At 64.9% G+C, this 13,052-nt stretch carries 13 protein-coding genes; 9 read left to right on the top strand and 4 right to left on the bottom strand.

The features are described 5' to 3' along the window. Positions 1 to 10: 10 nt before the first annotated feature. The 3 genes from ABI660_RS16525 to ABI660_RS16515 are packed head-to-tail and all read left to right on the top strand — an operon-like array spanning position 11 to position 3,323. Positions 11 to 469, top strand: a complete 459-nt coding sequence (locus tag ABI660_RS16525) for a (2Fe-2S)-binding protein (protein ID WP_348070066.1) — start codon at positions 11 to 13, stop codon at positions 467 to 469. A gap of 11 nt (positions 470 to 480) precedes the next feature. Further along, a complete protein-coding gene (locus ABI660_RS16520; RefSeq protein ID WP_348070063.1) occupies positions 481 to 2,760 on the top strand; it encodes a xanthine dehydrogenase family protein molybdopterin-binding subunit in 2,280 nt (759 codons plus the stop codon). After that, positions 2,760 to 3,323 carry a nucleotidyltransferase family protein gene (locus tag ABI660_RS16515; protein WP_348070061.1) on the top strand — a complete coding sequence of 188 codons (564 nt, stop codon included), beginning with the start codon at positions 2,760 to 2,762 and terminating at the stop codon, positions 3,321 to 3,323. Before ABI660_RS16520 ends, ABI660_RS16515 begins: the two co-directional genes overlap by 1 nt. Positions 3,324 to 3,613: 290 nt before the next feature. Here the strand turns inward: ABI660_RS16515 and ABI660_RS16510 are convergent, their stop codons facing one another. Then, positions 3,614 to 4,129 (bottom strand): superoxide dismutase family protein, encoded by a 516-nt coding sequence (locus tag ABI660_RS16510; protein ID WP_348070058.1) that lies wholly within the window; start codon positions 4,127 to 4,129, stop codon positions 3,614 to 3,616. 123 nt (positions 4,130 to 4,252) lie between these two features. Next, positions 4,253 to 4,852, bottom strand: coding sequence for a gamma-glutamylcyclotransferase (locus ABI660_RS16505; protein WP_348070056.1), 600 nt, complete (start codon positions 4,850 to 4,852; stop codon positions 4,253 to 4,255). A 102-nt stretch (positions 4,853 to 4,954) separates the two neighbouring features. Here ABI660_RS16505 and ABI660_RS16500 point away from each other — a divergent pair, with 102 nt between their 5' ends. From ABI660_RS16500 to eda, 3 genes are all read left to right on the top strand, one after another. After that, the gene (locus ABI660_RS16500; protein ID WP_348070053.1) at positions 4,955 to 5,515 is read left to right on the top strand and encodes an OmpA family protein; all 561 of its coding nucleotides are present in this window, start codon (positions 4,955 to 4,957) and stop codon (positions 5,513 to 5,515) included. 160 nt (positions 5,516 to 5,675) lie between these two features. Then, on the top strand, positions 5,676 to 7,496 hold the full coding sequence (edd, locus tag ABI660_RS16495) for a phosphogluconate dehydratase (protein WP_348070051.1): 1,821 nt from the start codon (positions 5,676 to 5,678) through the stop codon (positions 7,494 to 7,496). A gap of 38 nt (positions 7,497 to 7,534) precedes the next feature. After that, positions 7,535 to 8,140 (top strand): bifunctional 4-hydroxy-2-oxoglutarate aldolase/2-dehydro-3-deoxy-phosphogluconate aldolase, encoded by a 606-nt coding sequence (eda, locus tag ABI660_RS16490; RefSeq protein ID WP_348070103.1) that lies wholly within the window; start codon positions 7,535 to 7,537, stop codon positions 8,138 to 8,140. A gap of 120 nt (positions 8,141 to 8,260) precedes the next feature. On the opposite strand, the gene ABI660_RS16485 is transcribed toward eda, so the two are convergent. Both ABI660_RS16485 and ABI660_RS16480 read right to left on the bottom strand, forming a co-directional pair. Continuing rightward, a complete protein-coding gene (locus ABI660_RS16485) occupies positions 8,261 to 9,370 on the bottom strand; it encodes a substrate-binding domain-containing protein (protein ID WP_348070048.1) in 1,110 nt (369 codons plus the stop codon). A 25-nt stretch (positions 9,371 to 9,395) separates the two neighbouring features. Then, positions 9,396 to 10,496, bottom strand: a complete 1,101-nt coding sequence (locus ABI660_RS16480; protein WP_348070046.1) for a substrate-binding domain-containing protein — start codon at positions 10,494 to 10,496, stop codon at positions 9,396 to 9,398. A 124-nt stretch (positions 10,497 to 10,620) separates the two neighbouring features. Between ABI660_RS16480 and ABI660_RS16475 the strand changes: the two genes are divergently transcribed. The 3 genes from ABI660_RS16475 to ABI660_RS16465 form a co-directional block, all read left to right on the top strand. After that, the gene (locus ABI660_RS16475; RefSeq protein ID WP_348070044.1) at positions 10,621 to 11,088 is read left to right on the top strand and encodes a formate dehydrogenase subunit gamma; all 468 of its coding nucleotides are present in this window, start codon (positions 10,621 to 10,623) and stop codon (positions 11,086 to 11,088) included. After that, positions 11,085 to 12,647, top strand: a complete 1,563-nt coding sequence (locus ABI660_RS16470) for an NADH-ubiquinone oxidoreductase-F iron-sulfur binding region domain-containing protein (RefSeq protein WP_348070042.1) — start codon at positions 11,085 to 11,087, stop codon at positions 12,645 to 12,647. Before ABI660_RS16475 ends, ABI660_RS16470 begins: the two co-directional genes overlap by 4 nt. An 11-nt stretch (positions 12,648 to 12,658) precedes the next feature. Then, a partial coding sequence (locus ABI660_RS16465) for a 2Fe-2S iron-sulfur cluster-binding protein (RefSeq protein WP_348070040.1) occupies positions 12,659 to 13,052 on the top strand: 394 nt, incomplete at its 3' end.

The following is a 13,052-nucleotide window of genomic DNA, read 5'->3' as shown; positions in this document are numbered from 1 at the left end:
GAGATCCACGATGCCCACCCTCAATATCAACGGCAAAAACGTCGCGGTCGACGCCGCCGAATCGACCCCCATCCTCTGGGCTCTGCGTGACACGCTGGGCATGACCGGCACCAAGTTCGGCTGCGGTGCCGCCTTGTGCGGCGCCTGCACGGTGCATCTCAACGGCGCACCCATCCGTTCCTGCGTGACGCCCGTGTCGGCGGCCGTTGGCCAGAAAATCACCACCATCGAAGCGGTGGCCAGTGACCGCGTTGGCAAGGCTGTGCAGGCCGCTTGGGTCAAGCACGACGTGGCGCAATGCGGCTATTGCCAGAGCGGGCAGGTGATGAGCGCGACCGCGCTGCTCAAGACCAAGCCCAAGCCGACCGACGCAGACATTGACGCGGCCATGGCCGGCAACATCTGCCGCTGCGGCACTTACGTGCGCATCCGCGCAGCCATCAAAGACGCCGCCGTGACGCTGGCTTGAAGGAGAACACCATGTACAACACCAACTCTTCAGACGTCTTTGGTCAATTGCCAAAAGGCCTGCAAGCCCTTTCCCTTAAAGGACAAGATGCTCCTGAAAACGGAGCAATGGCAGGCTTGCAGCGGCGCAGCTTCCTCAAGGTTGCCACGGCCGGTGGTTTTGCGCTCGGCGCTTTTCCGATGCTGGCGCAGGCCCAGGGCGCAGCGCCTGCGGCGGCCGCTGCCGGCCTGAAGCCGACCCAGCAACCCTCGGCCTTTGTCCGCATCGACAAGGACGGCACGGTCACCGTCACCATCAACCGCCTCGATTTCGGCCAAGGCGTGCAGACCGGCCTGCCCATGATCCTGGCCGAAGAACTGGACGCCGACTGGGCCCTGGTGAAAAGCCAGCACGGCGACGCAGACCCGGCGTATGTTGACCCGGCCTTCGGCATGCACCTCACCGGCGGTTCGGGCGCGATCAAGAATTCGTACACGCAATACCGCGAACTCGGCGCGCGCACGCGCGCCATGCTGATGTCTGCGGCGGCTGCGCAGTGGGGCGTGGATGCTGGCAGTCTGCGCACCCAGCAGGGTGTGGTGATCGGCCCCGGCGGTAAACGCCTGACCTATGGCGAACTGGCCGAAGCCGCCATGAAGCAACCGGTGCCGGAGCAGGCCACGCTCAAAGACCCGAAGCAGTTCCGCATCATCGGCAAGCCAACGGGCCGGCTCGATGCACGTGCCAAATCAACAGGCAACCAGAGCTACGGCATCGATGTGCGCCTGCCTGGCATGCTGACGGCGGTGGTGGCGCACCCGCCGGTTTTTGCGGGCAAGGTCCGCTCGCTTGACGATGCTGCGGCCCGTTCCATCCCCGGCGTCAAGGCTGTGCTGCGCGTGCCGCTGGACCGCGGCGGTGAGGGTGTGGCGGTGCTGGCCGAGGGCTACTGGTCGGCGAAACAGGGGCGTGATGCGCTCAAGGTCGAATGGGACACCAGCGCCGTCGAGAAGGTGGACAGCGCCAAACAGCTGGCCAGCTACCGCGCGCTGGCGCAAACCACCGGGGCCATCAAGTACAACGCCGATGTTGGCAAGCTGGCGGCGGCGCCGAAAAAAATCAGCGCCGAGTTTGTTTTTCCCTACCTGGCCCATGCGCCCATGGAGCCGCTCAATTGCACGGTGCAGTTCAGCGGGCAGGGCGCCGACACGCGCGCCGAGCTCTGGCTGGGCACACAGATGCCCGGGCTGGACACCATGGCAGCCGCGAAGGTGCTGGGTGTGGCGCCACAGAACGTGAAGATGAATGTGCAGATGGCGGGCGGCGGATTCGGCCGCCGCGCCATTCCGAGCAGCGACTACGTGGTGGAAGCCTGCACGGTGGCCAAGGCAGCGCGCGCCGCTGGCCTGAATGCGCCAGTGCGCACACTGTGGAGCCGCGAGGACGACATCAAGGGCGGCTACTACCGGCCCATGCACGTCCACCGCGCGGAGATCGGTCTTGATGCGCAGGGCAACATCCTGGCCTGGGACCATGTGATCGTTGGCCAGTCCATCGTGTCCGGCTCGCCCTTTGAAGCCTTCATGGTCAAGGACGGCGTGGATGCCACCATGGTCGAGGGCATGAAGGAGCCGTATGACATTCCGATGCGGCTGTCGGTGCACCATCCGAAGCTCAACGTGCCCGTGCTCTGGTGGCGCAGCGTCGGCTCCACCCACACGGCTTATGTGATGGAAACGCTGATCGACGAGATCGCGCGCGGCAGCGGGCAAGACCCGGTGGCTTGGCGCATGAAGCAGTTCGGCAGCAAGCACCCACGCCACAGCACGGCGCTGCAGCTCGCGGTGGACAAATCCGGCTACGGCAAACGCACACTGGCGGCGGGACGCGCGTGGGGCGTGGCAGTGCACGAGTCCTTCAACACGGTGGTGGCCTACGTGGTCGAAGCCTCAGTCAAGGACAAGACGCCGGTGCTGCATGCGGTGACCGCTGGCGTGCACTGCAACTTGGCGATCAACCCGACCAGCATCGAAGCGCAAATCCAGGGCGCGGCGCTGATGGGCCTGTCGACGTGTCTGCCGGGGTCGGCGATCACGCTGAAAGACGGCGTGGTCGAGCAAAGCAACTTCGGAGACTTCGTTGTGCCGCGCATCACCGATATGCCGACGGTCGCCGTGTTTGTAGTGCCCAGCGCCGATGCGCCCACCGGCATGGGCGAGCCCGGCCTGCCGCCGCTGGCACCGGCCTTTGCCAACGCGGTGGCGCGGCTTACCGGCCAAGCGCCGCGTGAGCTGCCCTTCAAGCTGGCCTGATGGACGCTGCCCGGCCAGGGGCCGGTTTGCCCACGGTACTGGTGCTGGCCTCGGGACGCAGTGAACGTTTCACCGCTTCCGGCGGCAGCACACACAAGCTGCAAGCCTTGCTGGCCGGCAAGTCAGTGCTGCAGCACACACTGGACGCCGTGATCGCCAGCGGCCTGGCCTGGCACCTGGAACAGGCGGGCCACCCCGGCATGGGTGACTCGATTGCTGCTGCCGTGCGTGCCACGCGCGACGCAAGGGGCTGGCTGGTGCTGCCGGGCGATCTGCCACTGGTACGCAGCGACACGCTGCGCGCCGTGGCCCAGGCGCTGGCGCAACACGCCGTGGCGATTCCGCTGTACCAGGGCGCGCGTGGCCACCCGGTCGGTTTTTCGGCGGTTTGCCGCGAAGCTTTGCTGGATTTAAAGGGGAATCAGGGTGCAGCCCCCGTCGTTCGGTCGCATCTAGCTATGAATTCAGTAGCGTTTATGGAGCTCGACGATATCGGCACCGTGACCGATATCGATACCGTCGAGGATCTGGCGCGGGCCGAAGAGCTGCTAACGATGCGTTGAGCGGCAGGTAGATTCAAGCAGGGGCCGCGGATCTGGCTTTGCCAGTCCGCAGGCGCAGCGCCCCCTCGGGGCTGATGCCTGCAGCAGTGAGCCTGTGAGGGTTCTTTTTCTTTTCAAGCCAGGGCCGCGGGTCCGGCTTTGCCGGCCCGAAGGCGCAGCGGCCCCCTCGGGGCTGATGCCTGCAGCTCCGACCCTGCTTGAGCAGGGTTGGACAGGCATCAGAAGCGAAGCCTCTGGCGAGCGGCGGCCTGCAAGGTGCGGAAGCTACGCGCAGCGAGCGACCGTGGGGGCTAACTTATGACCGCGCATGCCAGACGCGGGCCGGCATTGCCGGTCGGCTGGGTTTTGTAGTCGTCCGGGTCGCGGTGAACAATCAGGCCCTTGCCAACGATGTCGGTGCCGCCGCTGCCGACCGTGATCGTGCTGGAGTCAAAGCTGAATTTGGCAACGCCGCCGGCGTCTGCCTTCAGGCTGGGCAAATCGCCAGTGTGGTGCGCGCCCATGTCATGGCCGCCGTGCGGTGCGCCCGTGGGGTTGAAGTGCCCGCCGGTACTCATGCCGTCGCCGCTGGAACAATCGCCTTTTTCATGCACATGGAAGCCGTGTTCTGCACCGGGCTTGAGGCCGCGTATCTCGCCGCTGACATGTACCTTGCTGCCCGTCTGGACAAAGCTGACCGTGCCGCTGGTGGTGTTTCCTGTGGTGGGCTGCAACTGGGCGCTGGCGCGCGGACCGGCGGCGTGGTGCGCACACGCGCCCAATAGGGCGGCGGCAGCCAGCAGGAACAAAGACAAAGCTGTTTTCATGGAGTCTCCCAAGGTTAAGCAAGAAGGGGACTTGACTCTAGGCTTGCGGCTCGGGCTTGGCAATAGTCCGTTGAGTTAGGGAAGCGCTGAACAAGCCCCTGCCGCGCCTCCGCAAGGACTTATTCAGCGCTTTCCTAGCTGCAACAAACGCACCAGCGCCGCATCTGAAATGCCATGACTGCGCAGGCTCTGCAGGGTCTGGTGGGCGTAGTCGTGCGTCGTGCCGTAACGCCCACAGGAGTCCGCAAAAATCTGCTGATAGCGTGCCTCGCTCAGTTCGCCGGTGAAGTTGGGGCTGCGCCGGGAGAGGGTGAAGGCCAGCGCCTGCACGGTGCCGCTGTCGGTGTTGCAGCGCAGCAGGCGCGGGTCGTAGACGCCGGTGACCATTTCGCGCAGCCAGAGCCGGGCTACCACGTCCGGCACATCGTGCCGGGGCACGCGGTAGACCACCCCGTGGCAACTGCCGCCCGAGAGCAGCGCAAACACCAGCCCGGGGCATTCGGGCGTGCCGCGGTTGATGCGGCTCCACATCTTCAGCGCGCGGTGCCAGCCGTGCACGCGGGCACGCCGCAGTTCGGCAAAGTCGAATTCGGGCCGCCAGATCAGCGAGGCGTAGCCGAAAATCCAGAGGTCTTCCCGGCCACCCCACTGGTGCAAAAAACGCTCCAGCATGGGAGCCGGATCCCGTACAGGCTGAAGGTCGTTAAGCGGGCTGTTGTCCACGGCCACACTTTACAATGACCCGCTCGAACCTGCGATCTCGCCGGTTATTTTTCAGGGCTTGCGCAAGCGCCGCAGCCGGCTGTCTTCACGGAGTTTTTGTCAATGGCTTCTCAATCGGATGATGAACAGCTAGGCCTTGTTCTGGGCCTGGTTTTCGCCGTTGTTGCCGGAGTGATCATCTTGGCCATTGCTGCCGCGCTGCTGCGCCCCGGCGCCGCGCGGCCAGCCGCTGCCGCAAGTGTTGCCACGCTGCCTGCCGCTGCCGTGCCGGCTCCGGCGGCCCCGGCCAGCGCTGCCGCACCCACGCCGGCGCAGTCGGCGCAGGCAGCCTCCGACGCGGCCAGCGTCACCGTGGAATACGGTGTGGTGAAGTTCTATTTTGCGTCCGGAAAAGCAGAGCTCGCACCCGGCGCCGGTGATGCACTGGTCGATGTGGTGCGGGCCGCCAAGGGCGGGCAGAAGGTGCTGATTGCCGGCTTCCACGACTCCAAAGGCAATGCAGCAGCCAATGCCGACCTGGCCCACCGGCGCGCGCTTGCGGTGCATGAGGCCTTGAAGGAAGCCGGTGTTCCTGAGAGCCGGATCACCTTGCAGAAACCGGAGCAGATGGCCGCGTCCGGCAGCGACGCCGAGGCCCGCCGAGTAGAGATCACGCTGCAATAAAGCCACTGCCACCGGCTATTCAGCCAGCAGGGCTTTGTCCCTGCCCGGTAACCGGGCTGTAACCTTTCGCCCTTTGCAAAAGGGGCGGTAACCAAGTACGATGGATGATGTAATAAAGTTACCAACCCATCACGCGCCCTCTGTTGGCCACCACCCACCCATGACTCTTCACTCCACCATCGCCAGCGTGACGGCGCGCATCCGCGAGCGCAGCCGTGCCACGCGCGACGCTTACCTCCAGCGCCTCGACGGGGCGGCAACCCGCGCCGCCAGCGTCGATCGCATGGGCTGTGGCAACGTTGCCCATGCGTTCGCCGGCATGCCGCTGGACGACCGTTTCAAGGTCGTCACCGAACGCGCGCCCAACATCGGCATCGTCACCGCCTACAACGACATGCTGTCGGCCCACACGCCGCTGCAGCCTTACCCGGACCTGATCAAGTGGGAAGCACGCCTGCATGGCGCGACCGCCCAGGTCGCCGGCGGCGTGCCCGCGATGTGCGACGGGGTGACGCAGGGCACACCCGGCATGGAGCTGAGCCTGTTCAGCCGCGATGTGATTGCCATGGCCACGGCGGTGTCCTTGAGCCATGACATGTTCGATGCGGCGTTGATGCTGGGCGTGTGCGACAAGATCGTGCCGGGCCTGCTGATCGGTGCGCTGCATTTTGGCCACCTGCCCACGGTGTTTGTACCCGCCGGCCCCATGCCGTCCGGTTTGCCGAACAAGGAAAAAGCCCGCGTGCGCGAGCAGGCCGCGCAAGGCCTGGTCGGGCGTGCCGAGTTGCTTGATGCCGAACTCAAGTCCTACCACAGCCCGGGCACCTGCACCTTCTACGGCACGGCCAACAGCAACCAGATGCTGCTCGAAGCCATGGGCCTGCATGTGCCTGGCACCGCCTTTGTGAACCCCGGCGGCGACCTGCGCGACGAACTGACACGTGAGGCAGCCCGCACGGTGCTGGGCATTCTCAAGTCGTCAAAGCGTTTTGCACCCATAGGCCGCGTGGTCGATGAGAGAGCCATCGTCAATGCCATGGTGGCACTGCTGGCCACCGGCGGCTCCACCAACCACCTGATTCACTGGGTGGCGGTGGCGCGGTCGGCTGGCATCATCATCGATTGGGATGATTTTTCTGCGCTGTCGGATGTGGTGCCTCTGCTCACGCATGTCTATCCCAACGGCAGTGCCGACGTGAACCAGTTCCAGGCGGCCGGCGGCACGGGTTTTGTGATCCGCGAACTGCTCGACGGCGGCTTTATGCACGAGGATGTGCTGACGGTGCGCGCGGGCGGCATCCGCGAGTACACGCGCGAGCCGGCCATGCTGGACGGCAAGCTGGCCTGGCACGAAATGGGCGCGAGCAAAGACGAAGCCATCGTGCGGCCTGCCACTGCGCCTTTCAGCGCCAGCGGCGGGCTCAAGCTGCTGCAGGGCAACCTGGGGCGCAGCGTGATCAAAGTTTCGGCCGTGCCGGATGATCGCCATGTCATTGAAGCGCCCGCGCGCGTGTTTGATTCGCAGGAAGCGTTGCATGTCGCCTTCCGCGCCGGCGAGCTGGACCGCGATGTGGTCTGCGTGGTGCGCTGGCAGGGGCCGCAGGCCAACGGCATGCCCGAGCTGCACAAACTCACACCGCCGCTGGCGGTGCTGCAGGGCAAGGGCTTCAAGGTCGCGCTGGTGACCGACGGGCGCATGAGCGGCGCGTCGGGCAAGGTGCCGGCCGCCATTCATGTGTCGCCCGAAGCGGCGGTCGGTGGCCCGCTGGCGAAGGTGCGCGACGGCGACGTGGTGCTGCTCGACGCCCTTGCCGGTACGCTGGAGGTGAAGGTCGCGGCCGATGCATGGGCCGCTCGCCAGCCTGCCATCATGCCGCAGGCGCTGCGCGATGCCAACGGGCTGGGTCTGGGAAGAGAGCTGTTTGCCGGCATGCGCCGGCATGCATTGACTGCTGAAGAAGGAGCGCCATCGTGGATGTGAAGATTGATATCACGCAGCCGCTGGCGGCGCTGCAGGTCATGCAGGATGCTGCGGTCATTCCCGTCATTGTGCTGACCGATGTGGCGCACGCTGTGCCGCTGGCGCGTGCGCTGGTGGCCGGCGGCATTCGCATGCTGGAAGTGACTCTGCGCACGCCGCAGGCGCTGGCCTGCATCGAAGCCATTGCCCGCGATGTGCCTGAGGCCGTGGTCGGTGCCGGCACGGCGCGCAGTGCGGCCGATGTGCAGGCCTGCGCCATGGCCGGTGCACGCTTCATTGTCAGCCCAGGCTACACCCATGCAGTGGGCACCGCCTGCCGTGATGCGCACCTTCCCTTGTTGCCCGGTGTGGCGACAGGCAGCGAGATCATGGCGGCGCAGGAAGACGGGTTTACCGAGCTCAAGTTTTTTCCGGCATTGCAGGCCGGCGGGCTGGCCATGCTCAAGGCCTGGAACGGACCTTTCGGCGACGTGAAGTTCTGCCCCACCGGTGGCATCACGGCGGCCAATGCGGCGGAATTTCTTAGCCTGCCCAATGTGGTTTGTGTGGGTGGGTCCTGGCTGGTGCCTGCTGATGCGATGGCTAGTGGGGACTGGGGGCGGGTGACTGGGTTGGCGCGGCAGGCGTGTGAGTTGCCGCGGTAGCCGGTTGGATCCATTTCGAGGAAAATCGCGTGTTGGTCCAACAAGGGCGGACGAGCTGCCACATCATCAGCTCAAAAATCCGTATGGTATGAAAAGGCAGTTGCGGGAATGGAACAAGGCTCACGCCGTGTTCGCCTTGGCCTTCCGGTAACTCCACCAAGGCAACATCGCCCGCAGCGACAACACCTTGCCGCTCTGCGCGTGCTTGCCGTTATAGCCGGGCAGTCCGGCCAGCGCCGTCTGCCAGTCGCTGCTCTGCAACTCCTTGAGCAGCGCCTGCACCTGTGCTTGTGGCAGCTCGGACTTCAGGCAGACCAGGTGATAACGCTCCTGGACCAGCGGCACAAAACCGAGGTTTTTTTCGCGCGCTGCGGCCTCGATGCCCATCCCGGCATCGGCGGCGCCGCTGGCAACAGCCTGCGCTACCGCGCCGTGCGATGGTTCCTGCGTGGCATAACCTTCGATGCCCTCAGCTCCCAGGCCGCCCTCGGTAAGCAGTTCATCAAGCAGCACCCGTGTGCCCGTGCCTTCCGCGCGGTTGACGTAACGAAGGCCGGGCCGCTTCAGATCGGCCAGGCCGGTGATCGCCAGAGGATTGTTTTTCGCCACCATCAGCCCCTGCTGACGGTGCGCAAAACCAATCAGCTTGTGCTGCCCGGGTTTGAGCAAGCTGCGGTAGGTCTGGGCGGCCACCGATTTGCTGCCGGGCTGGTCTAGCGTGTGGAAACCGGCCATCATGCAGCGCCCGGCGTTGAGCGCCGCAATCGCGTCCACGCTGCCCATGAAGCGGATGTCCAAGTGCAGGCCGCGCGTTGCGGTCTGCTCGCGCAATGCGCTCAACGCGGCATCGTGGCTGGCGTACAGCGTGAGCACGTGCGCCGTGTCGTCGAAGGCGGTGGAAAAAGCCCGTTCAATGTCGCCGCGCAGCGCCTCGATCTGCGGTGCCAGCCGGGCCTGGGCCTGGCGCTCGGCCCACAGCAGTTTTTCGCCGAATTCGGTGAGTTGCGCGCGCTGGCCTTTGTCCCAGACGATCAGCGGGCGCTCCAGCGTCTGCTCCCATTTTTTCAGTGCCCCCCAGACATGGCGGTAGGAAAGATCCAGCGCGCGTGCGGCTTTCGAGATCGAGCCCTGCTCACGCACAGCATGGAGCAGGTCCATCAGCGGGTTGCGGATCAGCGCGTTTTTGCCGCGTTCGGGCGACAGCAGGTAGGAAAGTTCGACTTTGTGCATAGAGGACGTAGCGGTGGGGCGTGTCTCAGTGTCGCGCCCGGCGGGATGGCCGTGCGCGCAGCGACTGGAAAATTTCGTCCAGTTCCGCGATGCGGCCGCATTCGTCGGCCTGGTAGCCTGGCAGCTGGTCCACGGCATGTCTGAATGCTTCGCTGCGCAGGATGTCCAGCATCTGCTGGACGAAAGGCGTAGCCAGGGATCGTTCGTCGCACAGCAGAAAGTAGCGCTCGGTCTGGCTCGGGATGAACTCAAGATTGAACTGCCGCGCCGGTGTTTCCACACCATAACCCGCGTCGGCCATGCCGCTGGCCACGAATGCGGCGACGGCGGCATGGGTGTATTCGCATTGCTCGTAGCCTTTGATCTGCGTGGGCTCGATGCCTTCCTTTTGCAGCAGCATGTCCAGCAGAAAGCGCGTCCCCGAACCTGCCTGGCGGTTGATGAAACGCACATCGCGCCGCTGCAAGTCCTTCAACGCGTAGATTTTTTTGGGGTTGCCTTGCGCCACCATCAGGCCCTGGTGCCGTGAGGCAACGTTGATGATTTTTTGTGAACGCAAGCTCAGCCAGGGAAGGTAGTAGGCGACCGCCGGCGCTTCGAACTCGCCTACCGGCACATGAAAGCCCGCCACGTCGCAGCCCGCATTGTGCAGGGATGCGAGCGCTTCCACGCTGCCGCAGTATTTGAGGTCGTTAGGCACACCCTCCGCCACAAGAAAACGGCGCAGGGTCTCGATCGCAAAGCCATGGCTCGCGTGCACCCGCAACAGGGCGGACGCCGATGACAGCACTTTTTCGATTTCTGCGCCAAGCTCGGAGGCCAGTGAGTCGAGCATGGGTGACAGGCGCGCGGAAATCCGGCGGTCAGCCCAGACCAGCTTTTCACCCAAGGCAGTCAGCGTTGAGCCTTTGCCCCGTTCCATCACCACCAGAGGCTCGCCGAACAGGGTCTCGCCCTGGCGAACCAGCTCCCAGGCGTGGCGATAGGAAACGCCCAGGACCTTGCAGGCGCTCGCCAAGCTGCCTTGCGCATGAACCTGCACCAGAAGTTCTATGACACGCGGCGCCAGGACGGCGCCCCCGGCTTGCCGGATGGTCCATTGCGGCCTGATGGTGACTTCGTGCATCGATATAAGTTATTAAAAGCCTATTAAGAAGGCCGGCTGGATCATATTGCGGCGGATCATATCGACAAATAAACTGGCCCGCAATGCAACTGCATAGTTTATGCCGTTGAAAGCCTATTTAAGGATGAACACCATGATAGAAGCCGCTCGCAGCATTGCCTCCGTCCACAAGGACAGGCCCGGTGGCCTGCTGCCGGCGCTGCATGGCATCCAGGATGCGCTAGGCCATATTCCGGCAGCGGCGGTGCCTGCGATTGCGGGCGAATTCAACCTGTCGCGCGCCGAGGTGCATGGCGTCATCACCTATTACCACCACTTTCGCGCCACACCGCCCGCGCGTCATGTCATCCACATCTGCCGCGCCGAGGCCTGCCAGTCGATGGGCGCGGATGCGTTGGTGGAACATGCGCGCAGGCACCTGGGGTGCGAGCTGCATGGCCACTCGAAAGATGGCGAGTTCACGCTGGAGGCCGCCTATTGCCTGGGGCTGTGCGCCTCGTCGCCGGCGATCCAGGTCGGCGATGCGCTGCACGCGCGCGTGACGCCCGCCGTGTTCGACGAGCTGGTGGCCGAGACAAGGTGTTCGGCATGAGCGCCGCAGTAACCATTTACATTCCCCGCGATTCCGCGGCCCTGGCGGTTGGCGCGGACCGCGTGGCGCGCATGGTCGCGCAACAGGCGGCCACGCGCGGCATCCAGATCAAGCTGGTGCGCAACGGCTCGCGGGGCATGTTCTGGCTGGAGACGCTGGTGGAAGTGGCGACGCCGCAGGGCCGTGTCGCCTACGGGCCGGTGGCCACGGGTGATGTCGCCGGCCTGTTCGATGCCGGCTTCCTGCAAGGCGGCGCCCACGCGCTGCACCTCGGCCTGACCGACGAGATTCCCTACCTGAAGAAGCAAGAGCGCCTGACCTTCGCCCGCATGGGCATCACCGACCCGCTTTCGCTGGCTGACTACGAGGCGCACGAGGGCTTCGCGGGCCTGCGCAAGGCGCTGACGCTCGCACCCGCCGAGATCGTGCAGCAGGTGATGGAAGCCGGACTGCGTGGGCGCGGCGGCGCGGCTTTTCCCGCCGCCATCAAGTGGAAGACCGTGGCCGCGACGCCGGCTTCCCAAAAATACATCGTCTGCAACGCCGACGAAGGCGACTCGGGCACCTTCTCGGACCGCATGACGATGGAGGGCGATCCATTCATGTTGGTCGAAGGCATGACAATCGCCGGCATTGCCACCGGCGCGACCATGGGCTACATCTATGTGCGCTCCGAATACCCGCATGCCATCGGGGTGCTCAATGAAGCCATTGAGCGCGCAACGACGGCTGGCTTCCTTGGTGCGGACGTCCTCGGTTCGGGGCTAAGCTTCACGCTCGAAGTGCGCAAGGCTGCCGGCTCCTATGTGTGCGGAGAAGAAACTGCCTTGCTCGAAAGCCTGGAAGGTAAGCGCGGCATCGTGCGCGCCAAGCCGCCCGTGCCAGCCATCGAGGGCCTGTTTGGCAAGCCGACGGTGGTCAACAACGTGATCACGCTTGCGACGGTGCCCATCATCCTGGCGCGCGGTGCCGACTTCTACAAGAACTATGGCATGGGCCGCTCGCGCGGCACGCTGCCGTTCCAGATCGCGGGCAACATCAGGCACGGCGGCCTGGTCGAAAAGGCTTTCGGCCTGACCTTGCGCGAACTGCTGTACGACTTCGGCGGTGGCTCCGCAACAGGCCGGCCGATCAAGACGGTGCAGGTCGGTGGGCCGCTTGGGGCTTACCTGCCCGAGTCGCAATGGGACATCCCGCTGGACTATGAAGCCTACGCCGCAGTGGGCGCGGTGGTGGGCCACGGCGGCATCGTGGTGCACGACGACACGGCCGACATGTCGAAGCTGGCGCGCTACGCCATGGAATTCTGCGCCATCGAGTCCTGCGGCAAATGCACACCCTGCCGCATCGGCTCCACGCGCGGCGTGGAAGTCATTGACAAGATCAGCGCCAACAAAAACCGGCACGAGCAGGTGATCCTCCTGCGCGACCTGTGCGACACCATGCTCAACGGCTCCCTCTGCGCGATGGGCGGCATGACGCCTTATCCCGTGCTGTCGGCCCTGAATCATTACCCGCAGGACTTCGGTCTTGCGCAGCCTGACAAACAAGCGGCCTGAAGGAACACACCATGCTAGACCATACCCACGAGATCGATTACGGCACGCCGCGGCGTGAGAGCGCCGAAGAAGTGACGCTGGACATTGACGGCATGCAGGTGACCGTGCCCAAGGGTACCTCGCTGATGCGCGCCGCCATCGATGCCGGTGTGCAGGTGCCCAAGCTGTGCGCCACCGACAGCCTGGAGCCTTTCGGCTCGTGCCGCTTGTGCATGGTGGAGATCGACGGCCGCCGCGGCTACCCGGCGTCATGCACCACGCCGGCCGAGGCCGGCATGAAAGTACGTACGCAAAGCCCAAGGCTGCAGGAACTGCGCAAGGGGGTGATGGAGCTGTACATCTCCGACCACCCGCTGGATTGCCTGACCTGCGCCGCCAACGGCGACTGCGAATTGCAGGACATGG

This window comes from Polaromonas sp., assembly GCF_039930745.1.
Classification (GTDB): Bacteria; Pseudomonadota; Gammaproteobacteria; order Burkholderiales; family Burkholderiaceae_C; genus Polaromonas.
This window is presented reverse-complemented; position numbering and strand designations above follow the sequence as displayed.